11 protein-coding genes, 1 tRNA gene and 2 rRNA genes are annotated in these 16,291 nt (G+C 50.6%); 6 read left to right on the top strand and 8 right to left on the bottom strand.

What is annotated here, in order from left to right:
• Nucleotides 1-100: 100 nt before the first annotated feature.
• The 4 genes from AB8809_RS04820 to gmhB form a co-directional block, all read right to left on the bottom strand.
• A 23S ribosomal RNA gene (locus tag AB8809_RS04820) occupies nt 101-3,007 on the bottom strand.
• 259 nt (nt 3,008-3,266) lie between these two features.
• A tRNA-Glu gene (locus tag AB8809_RS04815) sits at nt 3,267-3,342 on the bottom strand.
• 86 nt (nt 3,343-3,428) lie between these two features.
• A 16S ribosomal RNA gene (locus AB8809_RS04810) occupies nt 3,429-4,968 on the bottom strand.
• The 16S and 23S rRNA genes sit together here with 1 tRNA gene alongside, the layout of an rRNA operon.
• Nucleotides 4,969-5,348: 380 nt before the next feature.
• The gene (gmhB, locus tag AB8809_RS04805; protein WP_015841488.1) at nt 5,349-5,912 is read right to left on the bottom strand and encodes a D-glycero-beta-D-manno-heptose 1,7-bisphosphate 7-phosphatase; all 564 of its coding nucleotides are present in this window, start codon (nt 5,910-5,912) and stop codon (nt 5,349-5,351) included.
• A gap of 181 nt (nt 5,913-6,093) precedes the next feature.
• On the opposite strand from gmhB, the gene metN reads away from it, so the two are divergent.
• The 6 genes from metN (at nt 6,094) to proS (ending at nt 11,756) form a co-directional block, all read left to right on the top strand.
• On the top strand, nt 6,094-7,125 hold the full coding sequence (metN, locus tag AB8809_RS04800; protein WP_349854435.1) for a methionine ABC transporter ATP-binding protein MetN: 1,032 nt from the start codon (nt 6,094-6,096) through the stop codon (nt 7,123-7,125).
• Nucleotides 7,118-7,771 (top strand): methionine ABC transporter permease MetI, encoded by a 654-nt coding sequence (locus tag AB8809_RS04795; RefSeq protein ID WP_015841490.1) that lies wholly within the window; start codon nt 7,118-7,120, stop codon nt 7,769-7,771. Before metN ends, AB8809_RS04795 begins: the two co-directional genes overlap by 8 nt.
• 63 nt (nt 7,772-7,834) lie before the next feature.
• Nucleotides 7,835-8,650, top strand: a complete 816-nt coding sequence (locus tag AB8809_RS04790) for a MetQ/NlpA family lipoprotein (protein ID WP_010681578.1) — start codon at nt 7,835-7,837, stop codon at nt 8,648-8,650.
• Nucleotides 8,651-8,768: 118 nt separating this feature from the next.
• Nucleotides 8,769-9,179 (top strand): Rcs stress response system protein RcsF, encoded by a 411-nt coding sequence (gene rcsF, locus AB8809_RS04785; RefSeq protein WP_349854437.1) that lies wholly within the window; start codon nt 8,769-8,771, stop codon nt 9,177-9,179.
• A complete protein-coding gene (gene tsaA, locus AB8809_RS04780; protein WP_349854439.1) occupies nt 9,176-9,892 on the top strand; it encodes a tRNA (N6-threonylcarbamoyladenosine(37)-N6)-methyltransferase TrmO in 717 nt (238 codons plus the stop codon). The genes rcsF and tsaA overlap by 4 nt, the downstream gene beginning before the upstream one ends.
• Before the next feature lie 145 nt (nt 9,893-10,037).
• Nucleotides 10,038-11,756 carry a proline--tRNA ligase gene (gene proS / locus AB8809_RS04775; RefSeq protein ID WP_181846120.1) on the top strand — a complete coding sequence of 573 codons (1,719 nt, stop codon included), beginning with the start codon at nt 10,038-10,040 and terminating at the stop codon, nt 11,754-11,756.
• Between the two features lie 105 nt (nt 11,757-11,861).
• Here proS and rpoS read toward each other — a convergent pair whose 3' ends face one another.
• The 4 genes from rpoS to truD all read right to left on the bottom strand — a co-directional run bounded on the left by rpoS (nt 11,862) and on the right by truD (nt 16,241).
• Nucleotides 11,862-12,854 carry an RNA polymerase sigma factor RpoS gene (gene rpoS, locus AB8809_RS04770; protein WP_015841494.1) on the bottom strand — a complete coding sequence of 331 codons (993 nt, stop codon included), beginning with the start codon at nt 12,852-12,854 and terminating at the stop codon, nt 11,862-11,864.
• A gap of 53 nt (nt 12,855-12,907) precedes the next feature.
• Nucleotides 12,908-13,930 (bottom strand): murein hydrolase activator NlpD, encoded by a 1,023-nt coding sequence (gene nlpD / locus AB8809_RS04765; RefSeq protein WP_043881828.1) that lies wholly within the window; start codon nt 13,928-13,930, stop codon nt 12,908-12,910.
• Nucleotides 13,931-14,426: 496 nt separating this feature from the next.
• A complete protein-coding gene (locus AB8809_RS04760; protein ID WP_015841496.1) occupies nt 14,427-15,053 on the bottom strand; it encodes a protein-L-isoaspartate(D-aspartate) O-methyltransferase in 627 nt (208 codons plus the stop codon).
• A 141-nt stretch (nt 15,054-15,194) separates the two neighbouring features.
• The gene (gene truD, locus AB8809_RS04755; protein WP_349854441.1) at nt 15,195-16,241 is read right to left on the bottom strand and encodes a tRNA pseudouridine(13) synthase TruD; all 1,047 of its coding nucleotides are present in this window, start codon (nt 16,239-16,241) and stop codon (nt 15,195-15,197) included.
• Nucleotides 16,242-16,291: the final 50 nt, after the last annotated feature.

The following is a 16,291-nucleotide window of genomic DNA, read 5'->3' as shown; positions in this document are numbered from 1 at the left end:
GACTTTTTTCTTTGTCATCTCCGTAACCATCAGAACCAATCTTTGAACAAGCTGAATATCGTTCTCTATGAGTCGTCTCACAAAACACCTTCGGTGTTGTAAGGTTAAGCCTCTCGGGTCATTAGTACTGGTTAGCTCAACGTATCGCTACGCTTACACACCCAGCCTATCTACGTCGTCGTCTTCAACGGCCCTTCAGGGGCATCTAGTGCCCAGGGAAGACTCATCTCGAGGCAAGTTTCCCGCTTAGATGCTTTCAGCGGTTATCTCTTCCGCACTTAGCTACCGGGCAATGCAATTGGCATCACAACCCGTACACCAGTGGTGCGTTCACTCCGGTCCTCTCGTACTAGGAGCAACCCCTCTCAATCTTCCAACGCCCACGGCAGATAGGGACCGAACTGTCTCACGACGTTCTAAACCCAGCTCGCGTACCACTTTAAATGGCGAACAGCCATACCCTTGGGACCTACTTCAGCCCCAGGATGTGATGAGCCGACATCGAGGTGCCAAACACCGCCGTCGATATGAACTCTTGGGCGGTATCAGCCTGTTATCCCCGGAGTACCTTTTATCCGTTGAGCGATGGCCCTTCCATTCAGAACCACCGGATCACTAAGACCTGCTTTCGCACCTGCTCGAGCTGTCACTCTCGCAGTCAAGCTAGCTTATGCCTTTGCACTAACCTCCTGATGTCCGACCAGGATTAGCTAACCTTCGTGCTCCTCCGTTACGCTTTGGGAGGAGACCGCCCCAGTCAAACTACCCACCAGACACTGTCCGCAACCCGGATTACGGGTCTACGTTAGAACATCAAACATTAAAGGGTGGTATTTCAAGGTTGGCTCCATGCAGACTGGCGTCCACACTTCAAAGCCTCCCACCTATCCTACACATCAAGGCTCAAGGTTCAGTGTCAAGCTATAGTAAAGGTTCACGGGGTCTTTCCGTCTTGCCGCGGGTACACTGCATCTTCACAGCGAGTTCAATTTCACTGAGTCTCGGGTGGAGACAGCCTGGCCATCATTACGCCATTCGTGCAGGTCGGAACTTACCCGACAAGGAATTTCGCTACCTTAGGACCGTTATAGTTACGGCCGCCGTTTACCGGGGCTTCGATCAAGAGCTTCGCCTTGCGGCTGACCCCATCAATTAACCTTCCGGCACCGGGCAGGCGTCACACCGTATACGTCCACTTTCGTGTTTGCACAGTGCTGTGTTTTTATTAAACAGTTGCAGCCAGCTGGTATCTTCGACTGATTTCAGCTCCATGAGCAAGTCACTTCACTTACCATCAGCGTGCCTTCTCCCGAAGTTACGGCACCATTTTGCCTAGTTCCTTCACCCGAGTTCTCTCAAGCGCCTGAGTATTCTCTACCTGACCACCTGTGTCGGTTTGGGGTACGATTCGGTGTTACCTGGAGCTTAGAGGCTTTTCCTGGAAGCGTAGCATCAGTTACTTCATCACCGTAGTGACTCGTCATCACGCCTCAGTGTTAATGATGACCCGGATTTACCAAAGTCACCCACCTTCACGCTTAAACCGGGACAACCGTCGCCCGGATAACCTAGCTTTCTCCGTCCCCCCTTCGCAGTAACACCCAGTACAGGAATATTAACCTGTTTCCCATCGACTACGCTTTTCAGCCTCGCCTTAGGGGTCGACTCACCCTGCCCCGATTAACGTTGGACAGGAACCCTTGGTCTTCCGGCGTGCGGGTTTTTCACCCGCATTATCGTTACTTATGTCAGCATTCGCACTTCTGATACCTCCAGCAACCCTCACAGGCCACCTTCGCAGGCTTACAGAACGCTCCCCTACCCAACAACACTAAGTGTCGCTGCCGCAGCTTCGGTGCATGGTTTAGCCCCGTTACATCTTCCGCGCAGGCCGACTCGACCAGTGAGCTATTACGCTTTCTTTAAATGATGGCTGCTTCTAAGCCAACATCCTGGCTGTCTATGCCTTCCCACATCGTTTCCCACTTAACCATGACTTTGGGACCTTAGCTGGCGGTCTGGGTTGTTTCCCTCTTCACGACGAACGTTAGCACCCGCCGTGTGTCTCCCGTGATAACATTCTTCGGTATTCGTAGTTTGCATCGGGTTGGTAAGTCGGGATGACCCCCTAGCCGAAACAGTGCTCTACCCCCGAAGATGAGTTCACGAGGCGCTACCTAAATAGCTTTCGGGGAGAACCAGCTATCTCCCGGTTTGATTGGCCTTTCACCCCCAGCCACAAGTCATCCGCTAATTTTTCAACATTAGTCGGTTCGGTCCTCCAGTTAGTGTTACCCAACCTTCAACCTGCCCATGGCTAGATCACCGGGTTTCGGGTCTATACCCTGCAACTTAACGCCCAGTTAAGACTCGGTTTCCCTGCGGCTCCCCTATTCGGTTAACCTTGCTACAGAATATAAGTCGCTGACCCATTATACAAAAGGTACGCAGTCACACCCCGAAGGATGCTCCCACTGCTTGTACGTACACGGTTTCAGGTTCTATTTCACTCCCCTCGCCGGGGTTCTTTTCGCCTTTCCCTCACGGTACTGGTTCACTATCGGTCAGTCAGGAGTATTTAGCCTTGGAGGATGGTCCCCCCATATTCAGACAGGATGTCACGTGTCCCGCCCTACTCATCGAACTCACAACTTGTGCATTTTTGTGTACGGGACTATCACCCTTTACTGTGCGACTTTCCAGACGCTTCCACTAACACACAAACTGATTCAGGTTCTGGGCTCTTCCCCGTTCGCTCGCCGCTACTAGGGGAATCTCGGTTGATTTCTTTTCCTCGGGGTACTGAGATGTTTCAGTTCCCCCGGTTCGCCTCATTACGCTATGTATTCACATAATGATAGTGTGTCGAAACACACTGGGTTTCCCCATTCGGGTATCGTCGGGTATAACGCTTCATATCAGCTTACCGACGCTTATCGCAGATTAGCACGCCCTTCATCGCCTCTGACTGCCTAGGCATCCACCGTGTACGCTTAGTCGCTTAACCTCACAACCCGAAGGTGTCTTTGATAAATCAAAGTCACTGTCGCGCTGCGATTATTTGAGAGACTCATTGACAGACTGCATCGCCATCGACACCCAAAGGTATCAACGCACGTTCAGCTGTCATGTTTCAATTTTCAGCTTGTTCCAGATTGTTAAAGAGCAATATCTTAAACCCTGACTATTGCTAATCAGTTTTAAGATATGAGGTAAGTAGTTGACTTACTGAAGACCCCCGCTTTCACCGGAATGGTCGGATGCGCTGGCGTCCCCTAGGGGATTCGAACCCCTGTTACCGCCGTGAAAGGGCGGTGTCCTAGGCCTCTAGACGAAGGGGACACGACACCGTACTTTGTTGACGCTTTTGCTCATTATTTTCATCAGACAATCTGTGTGAGCACTTCACTTAACACACATCTTCTTGGTAAGGAGGTGATCCAACCGCAGGTTCCCCTACGGTTACCTTGTTACGACTTCACCCCAGTCATGAATCACAAAGTGGTAAGCGCCCTCCCGAAGGTTAAGCTACCTACTTCTTTTGCAACCCACTCCCATGGTGTGACGGGCGGTGTGTACAAGGCCCGGGAACGTATTCACCGTAGCATTCTGATCTACGATTACTAGCGATTCCGACTTCATGGAGTCGAGTTGCAGACTCCAATCCGGACTACGACGTACTTTATGAGGTCCGCTTGCTCTCGCGAGGTCGCTTCTCTTTGTATACGCCATTGTAGCACGTGTGTAGCCCTACTCGTAAGGGCCATGATGACTTGACGTCATCCCCACCTTCCTCCAGTTTATCACTGGCAGTCTCCTTTGAGTTCCCGGCCGAACCGCTGGCAACAAAGGATAAGGGTTGCGCTCGTTGCGGGACTTAACCCAACATTTCACAACACGAGCTGACGACAGCCATGCAGCACCTGTCTCAGAGTTCCCGAAGGCACCAAAGCATCTCTGCTAAGTTCTCTGGATGTCAAGAGTAGGTAAGGTTCTTCGCGTTGCATCGAATTAAACCACATGCTCCACCGCTTGTGCGGGCCCCCGTCAATTCATTTGAGTTTTAACCTTGCGGCCGTACTCCCCAGGCGGTCGATTTAACGCGTTAGCTCCGGAAGCCACGCCTCAAGGGCACAACCTCCAAATCGACATCGTTTACAGCGTGGACTACCAGGGTATCTAATCCTGTTTGCTCCCCACGCTTTCGCACCTGAGCGTCAGTCTTTGTCCAGGGGGCCGCCTTCGCCACCGGTATTCCTCCAGATCTCTACGCATTTCACCGCTACACCTGGAATTCTACCCCCCTCTACAAGACTCTAGCTTGCCAGTTTCAAATGCAGTTCCCAAGTTAAGCTCGGGGATTTCACATCTGACTTAACAAACCGCCTGCGTGCGCTTTACGCCCAGTCATTCCGATTAACGCTTGCACCCTCCGTATTACCGCGGCTGCTGGCACGGAGTTAGCCGGTGCTTCTTCTGCGGGTAACGTCAATCGATGAGAGTATTAATCTCATCGCCTTCCTCCCCGCTGAAAGTGCTTTACAACCCGAAGGCCTTCTTCACACACGCGGCATGGCTGCATCAGGCTTGCGCCCATTGTGCAATATTCCCCACTGCTGCCTCCCGTAGGAGTCTGGACCGTGTCTCAGTTCCAGTGTGGCTGGTCATCCTCTCAGACCAGCTAGGGATCGTCGCCTAGGTGAGCCATTACCTCACCTACTAGCTAATCCCATCTGGGCACATCTGATGGCAAGAGGCCCGAAGGTCCCCCTCTTTGGTCCGAAGACGTTATGCGGTATTAGCTACCGTTTCCAGTAGTTATCCCCCTCCATCAGGCAGTTTCCCAGACATTACTCACCCGTCCGCCGCTCGTCACCCGAGAGCAAGCTCTCTGTGCTACCGCTCGACTTGCATGTGTTAGGCCTGCCGCCAGCGTTCAATCTGAGCCATGATCAAACTCTTCAATTTAAGATTTGTTTGATTTGCTGAACTCGTCAGCGATGCTCAAAGAATTAGTAACTGTTTATTCGTAATGAATTTACTGTTGTTCACTCTTCAAGACTTTTTATATCGTTAAGATACGGTCTTGTGAGTGCCCACACAGATTGTCTGATTAAATTGTTAAAGAGCAGTGCGTTGCAGCCTTAACCGCTTCGCGAGGTGGCGTATATTACGCTTTTCACCTTCAGAGTCAACGCTTATTTTAAAGCGTTTTCTCTTTCTTTACCGACCCGGTTGTGATTCACAGCGCCGTGTCGATGGAGGCGCATTATAGGCAGCCGATTCAGAAGCGCAAGCAAATCTAGTAAACTTTTTTCTGTTTGCGCATCTTTCATTCGTTCCGCTGATTAAGTGCGCGTTTTTATCCATTTTGGCAGGTCTGCGAGGCTTTCTAAGACACTATCAGCCAGCGTTTCGCCTTGTTCGGTAACAGGTTTACCCGTGCGCACCAACAGTTTGGTTCCTACCCCTGCGCCAATTGCAGCCTGCATATCCTCTAATTTGTCACCCACCATATAAGATGCCGCCATATCGATGTGCAGATCGCGCTGTGCAGAAAGCAACATACCTGGCTCAGGCTTACGACAATCACAAGTCTGGCGGTACTCATCCTCCCCAGCTTCAGGGTGATGCGGACAAAAATAGATGCCATCAAGATCAACACCACGGTCAGCCAACGACCAGTCCATCCACTCCGTCAGTTGCATAAACTGATCTTCTGTAAACTTACCGCGGGCGATACCGGACTGATTAGTCACCACAACCAGCGCGAAACCCATATTTTTCAACTCACGCATGGCATCGATGACGCCATCAATAAATTGAAAATGGTCAATGTCATGAACATAACCGTGATCGACATTGATCGTGCCGTCACGATCAAGAAAAATTGCTGGAACGCTCTGTGCCACTGACTTTGCTCCTGAATGGCCTAAATTGCGCGGTAGTATCGCATGTTTTCGCCCATAGGGAGAATGCAGAGCCGTGACAATCCCGATTGACTTAGACGTCTAGACGCCCTAACATCCATTTCATCTTCTGTTAATACAGAAACGGATTTATCCAGCCATAGGCACTCACGATAAAAAATATATGATTGAACTTTCTAATATTACTAAGATTTTTCAGCAAAATGGGCGGACCATTACCGCACTGGCTGATGTCAGCCTTCATGTTCCTACCGGGCAAATCTATGGTGTTATCGGCGCATCAGGCGCAGGTAAAAGTACACTCATTCGCTGCGTCAATTTATTGGAACGCCCGACAAAAGGGAAAGTACTGGTAGATGGACAAGAGCTGACCCAACTGTCGGATGGCCAGTTGACACGCGCACGCCGTCAAATCGGCATGATTTTCCAACATTTTAATCTGCTCGCTTCACGTACCGTTTTTGGCAATATTGCGCTACCACTGGAATTAGATAACACGCCAAAAGCTGACATTACCAAACGGGTCAATGAGTTGTTGGACCTGGTTGGGCTAGCGGACAAACATGATGTGTATCCAGCCAATTTATCTGGCGGACAAAAGCAACGTGTCGCTATCGCCCGTGCGTTGGCAAGCAATCCCAAAGTTCTGCTGTGTGACGAAGCAACCAGCGCATTGGATCCAGCAACCACCCGGTCGATCCTTGAGTTACTGAAAGATATCAATCGCCGCCTCGGCCTGACCATTCTTCTTATTACACATGAAATGGACGTGGTGAAACGCATTTGCGATCAGGTTGCGGTGATCAGCGATGGACGCCTCATCGAGCAAGACACGGTTAGCGAAGTCTTTTCACATCCGAAAACGCCGCTGGCACAGAAATTCATTCAGTCAACGCTACATCTGGACATCCCTGACGATTACCTCACTCGTCTCTCTCCTGACTCTCGCCCAGATTCCACACCGTTATTACGGATGGAATTTACCGGCAAATCGGTGGATGCTCCTCTGCTCTCCGAGGTTGCTCGACGCTTTAACATCAACAACAACATTATTAGCGCCCAGATGGATTATGCGGGTGGCGTCAAATTCGGCATCATGCTGGCAGAAATGCACGGCAACGATGCGGATATAAAAGCCGCAATCCAATTCCTGCAGGAAAGTCACGTAACAATTGAGGTTCTGGGTTATGTCTGAAGCAATGATGTGGTTAATGGCTAAGGGAGTATGGGAAACCGTCGCGATGACGTTCGTTTCTGGTTTCTTTGGCTTTGTGCTTGGCTTACCTGTGGGAGTCTTATTGTATACCACGCGTCCAGGGCAGATTATCGCTAATCCAAAGCTCTACCGGACCGTTTCTGCACTGGTAAACATTTTCCGCTCGATTCCATTCATTATTTTACTGGTATGGATGATTCCTTTTACTCGTGTGATTGTTGGAACCTCCATCGGCCTGCAAGCGGCGATCGTTCCTCTCACCGTCGGTGCCGCACCGTTTATTGCCCGCATGGTGGAAAACGCGCTGCTTGAAATTCCGACCGGCCTGATTGAAGCCGCACGTGCGATGGGCGCAACGCCAATGCAAATCATCAGAAAGATACTACTGCCAGAAGCATTACCGGGCCTTATTAATGCTGCAACCATCACGCTAATCACGCTCGTAGGCTATTCTGCTATGGGTGGAGCCGTGGGCGCAGGCGGCTTAGGTCAAATTGGTTATCAGTATGGCTATATTGGTTATAACGCGACGGTCATGAATACGGTATTAATATTACTGGTTGTTTTGGTTTACCTGATTCAATTCTGCGGCGACAGGGCAGTAAAAGCTGTCACACACAAGTAATCACCACAATACGCATGTGCCTGAAGGCATCTGCCAAGAGAATAGTTAATTAGGGGTAAGGATATGGCGATTAAACTGAAATCTATTGCGACCATTGGCGCACTTATTGGTGCTCTGGCGTTAGCTGGATGTGGTCAGGAAGAAAAGAATCCTAATCACATTAAAGTCGGCGTTATTGTTGGCGCAGAACAGCAGGTTGCGGAAGTCGCGCAGAAAGTGGCAAAAGACAAATACGGCCTGGACGTTGAGTTAGTCACATTTAACGACTACGTGTTGCCAAATGAAGCCCTGAGCAAGGGTGACATCGATCTGAATGCCTTCCAGCACAAGCCTTATCTGGATCAGCAGATCAAAGATCGTGGTTATAAACTGGTTTCTGTCGGCAATAGCTTTGTCTACCCGATTGCAGGTTACTCCAAAAAAATTAAATCACTGAATGAGCTGCAAGATGGCGCTCAGGTTGCGCTGCCAAACGACCCGACCAACCTGGGCCGTTCTCTGCTGCTGCTGCAAAAAGTCGGCTTGATTAAACTGAAAGACAACGTTGGTCTGCTGCCAACCGTACTGGATGTGACTGAAAATCCGAAAAATATCAAACTGGTTGAACTGGAAGCGCCACAGCTGCCGCGCTCTTTAGATGACGCGCAAATTGCACTGGCTGTCATTAACACCACTTACGCTAGCCAGATTAACCTGACACCAACGAAAGATGGCCTGTTCGTTGAAGAGAAAGACTCTCCGTATGTGAACCTGCTGGTTTCACGCGAAGACAACAAAGACGCTGAAAATGTGAAGAAATTCGTTCAGGCCTACCAATCTGATGAAGTAAACGATGCGGCAAATAAAATCTTTAATGGCGGCGCGGTAAAAGGCTGGTAATCCAGACCTAACGTGTTTAATTAAAAGATATCTGTAAGACGGGCTACGGCCCGTCTTGTTATTTGTGCAATAGCTTGCTTCAATACTCGCTCTTTGAGAAAAAGCAGAGGAATCCTTAATGCGTGCTGTTCCCTTTATATTGTTGGCAATGTCGCTGACAGGCTGTTCTTTATTTCAGAAGCCACCGGCACCGGCTCCTCAACCCGTTATTGAAACCAAAACCGCAGAACCGGCGCCTAAACCCAAACCAGCGGTTCGCCCGACGCCTGCAGTATTGTATAAAAGCGCAGAAGAATTAGTCGGTAAGCCTTTCCGTGATATGGGCGAAGTTTCTGGCTCCTCATGTCAGGTCAGCGCTCAGGATTCCCCGCCTAATGCGGCGAATGCACGTAAAAGAATGCAAAACCGCGCCACTGCCATGAAAGCCAATGCGGTTTTACTGCATGAATGCCAAACCGTCAGTGGTATAGCAGGTTGCTACAGTCAGGTCGTTTGCCAGGGCACGGCACTGAAAGTCTCTGCACAATGAGTCAATTTGTTTTCAATCAGATCGGGATTATCCGCTCACCGTATAAAGAAAAATTTGCCATTCCGCGGCAGCCGGGTCTGATTGAAGATGGAGGCGGAGAGCTTCAGTTATTGCCGCCGTACAATCAGGCGGAGTGTGTTCGAGGGCTGGAGGCGTTCAGCCATATCTGGGTATTGTTCATTTTTCATCAAACGATGGAAGGTGGCTGGCGTCCGACTGTTCGACCACCGCGTCTGGGAGGAAATGCACGTACCGGTGTTTTCGCTACGCGTTCTACTTTCCGCCCCAACCCTGTTGGCATGTCGCTGGTTGAATTAAAAGGGATTCGAGTAAAAGGCGATGCCATTACGCTCGAATTAGGCAGCCTTGATCTGGTCGATGGTACACCGGTTGTCGATATCAAACCTTACCTGCCTTTTGCAGAAAGCCATCCTCAGGCACGAGCGGGTTTTGCCCAAATGGCACCCGATGCAGCAATGCCAGTGCTTTTTTCTCCCCTTGCGGAAAATCAGATCGCGCAGCACCAAAAGAAATATCCCCAGCTAAAGCGCTTTATCACACAGGTATTGGCGCAAGATCCACGCCCGGCCTATCGCAAAGGAGAAAGCACTACGCGTGAATACGCCGTTTTGCTGCTGGAATTCAATGTGCGCTGGCGCGTCTGCGAAGAACAAACCGAAGTGTTAAGCCTCGACCCGTCAAACGCGTGTTAATACGCTAACCACAGCAATATATTCTAAAATTGTTCCTGCTCTCTTTTGACGCGCCGCCCGCGCTGGTAAACTAAACCACTTTTTATGTGCCTTCGGCTGCGCGGCAGCCCTATGCTATTTGTCGTTCTAACGGAACTAACACCCCATGCGTACTAGCCAATACATGCTCTCCACTCTCAAGGAGACGCCAGCCGATGCAGAAGTCATCAGCCATCAGTTGATGCTCCGGGCAGGAATGATTCGTAAACTGGCCTCTGGCCTTTACACCTGGTTGCCGACCGGTTTACGTGTTTTGAGAAAAGTTGAAAACATCGTGCGCGAAGAGATGAACAACGCTGGCGCTATTGAAGTTTCCATGCCCGTTGTTCAGCCTGCCGATTTATGGGTAGAAAGTGGACGTTGGGATCAATATGGCCCAGAACTACTGCGCTTTGTCGATCGTGGCGAGCGCCCTTTCGTACTCGGCCCAACGCATGAAGAAGTCATTACCGATCTGATTCGTAATGAAATCAGCTCCTACAAGCAGTTGCCGCTGAATTTCTTCCAGATTCAAACCAAATTCCGCGATGAAGTCCGCCCACGTTTTGGCGTGATGCGCTCACGTGAATTCCTGATGAAAGATGCCTACTCTTTCCATACCTCTCAGGAATCTTTGCAGGTCACCTACGATGCCATGTACGCAGCCTACAGCCAGATTTTCAGCCGTATGGATCTGGATTTCAGAGCCGTTCAGGCAGATACCGGTTCTATCGGCGGTAACGCATCCCATGAGTTTCAGGTACTGGCTGCTAGCGGTGAAGACGATATCGTTTTCTCAACGGAATCCGACTACGCGGCAAACATTGAACTGGCAGAAGCCGTTGCGCCAAAGCTAGGCCGTGCAGAAGCGAAAGAAGAGCTGCGTCTGGTTGATACGCCGAACGCGAAAACCATCGCCGAGCTGGTTGAACAATTTAAGTTACCAGTAGAAAAAACGGTGAAAACGCTGCTGGTTAAAGCCACGGAAGAAAGCGGTCATAAGCTGGTTGCGCTGTTGGTTCGTGGCGATCACGAACTGAACGAAATTAAAGCGGAAAAAATTGCTCAGGTAGCCAGCCCACTGACGTTTGCTACCGAAGAAGAGATTCGTGCCACCATCGGCGCTGGCCCAGGTTCACTTGGCCCGGTCAAGCTGTCGATTCCAGTCGTTGTCGACCGCACCGTTGCGGCCATGAGCGACTTCAGCGCTGGCGCAAACATTGATGGCAAACACTATTTTGGCATCAACTGGGAGCGTGACGTTGCGCTGCCGCAGGTTGCGGATATCCGTAACGTGGTTGAAGGTGACATCAGTCCAGACGGTAAAGGCACGCTGCAAATTAAACGCGGTATCGAAGTGGGCCATATCTTCCAACTGGGCAGCAAATATTCTGAAGCGTTGAAAGCGACGGTTCAAGGTGAAGATGGCCGTAACCAGACGCTGACGATGGGCTGCTACGGTATCGGTGTAACGCGTGTTGTTGCAGCAGCGATCGAGCAGAATCATGACGAACGCGGCATCATCTGGCCAGATGCGATTGCACCTTTCCACGTTGCTATTCTGCCAATGAACATGCACAAGTCTTTCCGTGTGAAGGAAGTCGCTGAGGATATCTATCAGCAACTGCGCGCTAAAGGCATTGAAGTTCTGCTTGATGACCGCAAAGAGCGTCCGGGTGTGATGTTCGCCGATATGGAGTTGATTGGTGTACCGCACACCATCGTCATTGGCGACCGTAATCTGGATAGCGAAGAGATTGAATATAAGCATCGCCGGATTGGTGAAAAGCAGATGATTAAAACCAACGAAATCGTCGATTTCCTGCTGGCAAATATCGTTCGCTAATCGCTGCCGAACCGCCCTTTCCTATGAAGGGCGAATTACAGGCATAAAAAAATGGTGGGTTTCCCCACCATTTTTTATTTTAAGACTTCAGTAACCTATCACGAATTATTCACGAAACAGTTCTTCAATGCTCAGCCCCTGAACCTGCAAAATCTCCCGCAGGCGGCGCAAGCCTTCAACCTGAATCTGACGAACACGTTCGCGTGTTAAGCCAATTTCACGACCGACATCTTCCAGCGTAGCCGCTTCATACCCTAACAGGCCGAAACGACGCGCCAGCACCTCACGCTGTTTGGCATTAAGCTCAAACAACCATTTAACGATATTCTGTTTCATATCGTTATCCTGAGTGGTGTCTTCAGGTCCGTTGTCTTTTTCGTCTGCCAGAATATCCAGCAGCGCTTTTTCCGAATCACCGCCCAGCGGAGTATCGACAGAAGTTATACGTTCATTCAGGCGCAGCATGCGGTTGACATCATCAACAGGCTTATCAAGCTGTTCGGCAATTTCTTCCGCACTCGGCTCGTGATCCAGTTTATGAGACAGTTCGCGCGCGGTGCGCAGATAAACGTTGAGTTCTTTGACGATGTGAATCGGCAAACGGATGGTACGGGTTTGATTCATGATCGCCCGTTCTATCGTCTGTCGAATCCACCAGGTTGCGTAGGTTGAAAAACGGAATCCTCTTTCTGGATCGAATTTTTCAACCGCACGGATCAGGCCGAGGTTCCCCTCTTCAATCAGATCCAGCAAGGCCAGACCACGATTGTTGTAACGGCGGGCAATTTTCACCACCAACCGCAGGTTACTCTCGATCATCCGGCGGCGCGATGGGACATCACCACGCAGCGCACGCCGGGCAAAATAAACTTCTTCTTCTGCGGTCAAAAGCGGCGAATAGCCGATTTCTCCTAAATAAAGCTGTGTTGCGTCCAGGACACGCTGTGGGACCCCTTGTGATAACAGCTCGTCTTCCGCCGAATCATTATCATTGGTATCTTCCTCTGCCAGCGCTTTATCGTCAAAAACGTCAAGTCCATTTTCGTCGAAATCGGTATCTTCATGTAACTCGTTAACTTTCAGCGTACTTTGGCTCATAAGTGGCTCCTACCCGTGATCCCTTGGCAGAATACCGAAATATTCTGCCCGATTTATCGCTGCGGCAGAAAACGCAGCGGGTTTACGGATTTCCCCTTGTAACGAATTTCAAAGTGCAAGCGAACTGAGCTGGTGCCCGTACTGCCCATCGTAGCGATTTTTTGTCCTGCCGTGACATCTTGTTGCTCACGGACTAGCATCGTATCGTTATGGGCATAGGCACTGAGGTAGTCATCATTATGTTTGATGATTATCAGATTTCCGTAACCACGTAGCGCATTGCCCGCGTACACCACTCGCCCACTGGCGGTTGCGGTGATCGGTTGCCCACGTGAGCCGGCGATATCAATCCCTTTATTTCCCCCTTCAGAAGCAGAGAAACTATCTATGACTTTCCCATCGGTAGGCCAACGCCAACTGCCGACAGCAGCCGTATTGCTGCTGGCAACAGCCGCTGGTGCGGAAACAGGAGCGGTTGTTGTTGCCCCTGCCGTAGGTAACATCTTACCTACATTCTGTTTACCCTGGTTACCAGAATACGCATTAGTTGACTGAGAATCAACCGATGTAGTTTGTATTTGAGTACTTGATGGCGGCGTCGGTACGCCACCTCGGGTGGCATCGGTTGTTGCCAACATACCACCACCGCTCGTCAGGCCACCACCGGAAGCGTTGTTGCCGGATCCGTTGCCTAAATTCAGCGATTGCCCCACATTCAGGCTGTATGGCTCAGGAATATTGTTGCGCTGCGCCAGATCCCGGTAATCATTGCCGGTAATCCAGGCGATATAAAACAGGGTATCGCCACGTTTAACGGTGTAGGAATTGCCGCCGCTGTAGCTGCCTTTCGGAATATTACCGTAGCTGCGGTTATAAACAATCCGGCCATCGGACGTTGTTGCAACACTTTCACTCGTCGTTGAAATACGTGATGGTGGCGCAGATAACATTCCCCCTCGGCTGCCCGTATTTCCGTCAACGCTGCTGATCGGTGCGGATTTGGAATTATTGTTGGTACATCCAGCCAATCCTAAGACAATCACCGTACAAGCAGCAATGTGACGCAAATTCATCATTCGGCTTCCCATGCGCCTTACTCCCCTATAACTATAGCGTTCAAAAAAGTAACTATATCCGTCGTATTTCAAGCTGCATGTGCGCTGGCCTCTCTTACTCCCCCAGTCACTTACTGATGTAAGCTCCTGGGATTCGTGCGATTACCGCCTGCCTGCAACTCGAACTATTTAGGCTATATAACATTCAAAAAACAGTAATACTCAGAATCCAATTCGGACATGTTTGCCTCGCATCTGCTGCCGTTTTACTGGCTGTAGCCCAACTGACCGTAGCCCAACTACTAATAGCATAAGTGATTGTAGCGTAAACGATATCCGGTAATGTATTCGTTAGCTGGAACGAGAAAGATCGCTACTTCACCATCGCTGGCGCATAAGCAAAACGGGAAAGGCACCACGATGATTAGAGGCTAACAATATCAACAAGTTCGCACTATAAAACAGTTGTGTTGAAATTTTAAAGACTTAACAACAAATGCATGCCAACGCCACGGTATCAGGCTAACTCCCCTTTGACCAGAGGAACAAACCGAACAGCTTCAACCGTTTGAATAATAAATTCGCCAGCATGGCGCTGTACAACTTGCAGTATTTGCGACTGTTCCCCGACGGGCAGCACCATTACGCCACCTTCATCGAGCTGTTCCAGCAGTGCCCGAGGAATTTCCGGCGGTGCCGCGGTAACGATAATAGCGTCAAACGGCCCGCGCGACGCCCAACCTTGCCATCCATCGCCATGGCGGGTAGAAACATTATGCAAATCAAGCTGCTTTAAGCGGCGCTTGGCCTGCCATTGCAGCCCCTTAATGCGCTCGACCGAGCAAACGTGTTGAACCAAATGCGCTAAAATCGCCGTTTGATAACCTGACCCCGTGCCAATTTCCAGCACGCGGGATACGGGCGTCAGGCTGAGCAGCTCCGTCATCTTCGCGACCATATAGGGCTGCGAGATAGTCTGGCCGGAACCAATAGGCAGAGCGGTGTTTTCATACGCTTTATGTTCAAAAGCTTCATCAACAAAACGTTCTCTGGGTACGGCTTCTATCGCCTTCAGCAGACGTTCGTCCTGAATGCCTTGCTGGCGCAACTGTGCCAGCAACGTTTCTATACGCTTGTTTACCATTCCCCGCCGACCTCAGCTCTGGTTAACCTCGTCACCAATACAGCAATGTTCCCGCATAAGGGCCAGCCAGCCGCCGCTACCGCACGGTTACTGGTATGTATTCTCTTCAACTATTTTCTGCAAAAAATACGTCGCAACACATCAGACACCGATATCAGCATCCTGGAATGACTGCAACAATTCACGTACCACGCTGGTCGCAAAACTACCCGCAGGTAGCCAAAATTTCACTTCCACGGTCGTGTCATCCTGCCATTCCCAGCACATCTGTTGCGGATACAACAGTACCGCGCGCCGCGCCGATTCAACCCGCTCGCGCTTGACCAAAGACCACAGCGTTTCTTGTCCCGCTAAAGCCAGCTCTTCAAATGCTCGTGCATCATCCTGCGTACCCAGCTCACCGTCACCGGGCAACGGCGCAGTAATCTGGAGCTCGCCGGCATCAAGGCGTGCCTGTAAGGTTTCCAGTTCGTCAGGTTTAGCCACAAACCAGCTGCCGCGCCCTGTTAGCTGCAATGCGTCGCCACATAAAACGGTTTTCTCCTGCTCTCCCGCCAGTCTTGCGCTAACAACCTGATTAAACATCGCACTGCGGCTGGCGGAAAGGTAAAAACTACGTTTATTACGTTCTTTTACCCGAATCTCGTTATTCGCCCAAAGACGCGCCTGCTCAAGATTATTTCCGTTGCGCCCGAAACGCTGGCTACCGAAATAATTAGGGACGCCGTTCGCGGCAATCAGTACCAAACGAGCATCAACCTCGCGTCGATCGCTGACCTGACGCAGCACCAGAGTAAAATGGTTACCTCGCAGCGTACCAATGCGCAACTTGCGACGATGGCGGGTCACTTCAAGCACATCACAGCCTTCAAGCGCCAGCGCAGAGAAATCCGGCGTGTCCTTGCCCGGCATATGCAGGCAAAACCACTGTTCGGTGACAGCATGACGATCTTTCAGACCTGCATAGCTTACGGCTCGTAGCGGCAGGCGAGCGAATTTCGCCAGCATTTCAGCCACAAATTGCGTATTGCAGCCGCGCTTACGTACGCGCACTAATACCTGTTCACCATCACCGTCTGGCTGGAATCCCAGATCTTCGACGACGACAAAATCTTCCGCAGCGGACTTCAATGAGCCGGTAGCCTGTGGTTCGCCATGCAGCCAGACGAGTTGTTCGCTATTTTCCATCGTTATCCTACAAGACCATGACCGGGTGATGCACCGCCATGACATGGTTT

The sequence above is a fragment of the Pectobacterium aroidearum genome (assembly GCF_041228105.1).
Taxonomy (GTDB): Bacteria; Pseudomonadota; Gammaproteobacteria; order Enterobacterales; family Enterobacteriaceae; genus Pectobacterium; species Pectobacterium aroidearum.
The sequence above is the reverse complement of the archived record's forward strand: the minus strand, read 5'-3'. Positions and strand labels throughout refer to the sequence as shown.

What these genes read in the sequence shown, in the direction of transcription:
- metN (WP_349854435.1), top strand. Translation starts at nt 6,094, where the DNA reads ATGATTGAACTTTCTAATATTACTAAGATTTTTCAGCAAAATGGGCGG.
- AB8809_RS04795 (WP_015841490.1), top strand. Translation starts at nt 7,118, where the DNA reads ATGTCTGAAGCAATGATGTGGTTAATGGCTAAGGGAGTATGGGAAACC.
- AB8809_RS04790 (WP_010681578.1), top strand. Translation starts at nt 7,835, where the DNA reads ATGGCGATTAAACTGAAATCTATTGCGACCATTGGCGCACTTATTGGT.
- rcsF (WP_349854437.1), top strand. Translation starts at nt 8,769, where the DNA reads ATGCGTGCTGTTCCCTTTATATTGTTGGCAATGTCGCTGACAGGCTGT.
- tsaA (WP_349854439.1), top strand. Translation starts at nt 9,176, where the DNA reads ATGAGTCAATTTGTTTTCAATCAGATCGGGATTATCCGCTCACCGTAT.
- proS (WP_181846120.1), top strand. Translation starts at nt 10,038, where the DNA reads ATGCGTACTAGCCAATACATGCTCTCCACTCTCAAGGAGACGCCAGCC.
- rpoS (WP_015841494.1), bottom strand. Translation starts at nt 12,854, where the DNA reads ATGAGCCAAAGTACGCTGAAAGTTAACGAGTTACATGAAGATACCGAT.
- nlpD (WP_043881828.1), bottom strand. Translation starts at nt 13,930, where the DNA reads ATGATGAATTTGCGTCACATTGCTGCTTGTACGGTGATTGTCTTAGGA.
- AB8809_RS04760 (WP_015841496.1), bottom strand. Translation starts at nt 15,053, where the DNA reads ATGGTAAACAAGCGTATAGAAACGTTGCTGGCACAGTTGCGCCAGCAA.
- truD (WP_349854441.1), bottom strand. Translation starts at nt 16,241, where the DNA reads ATGGAAAATAGCGAACAACTCGTCTGGCTGCATGGCGAACCACAGGCT.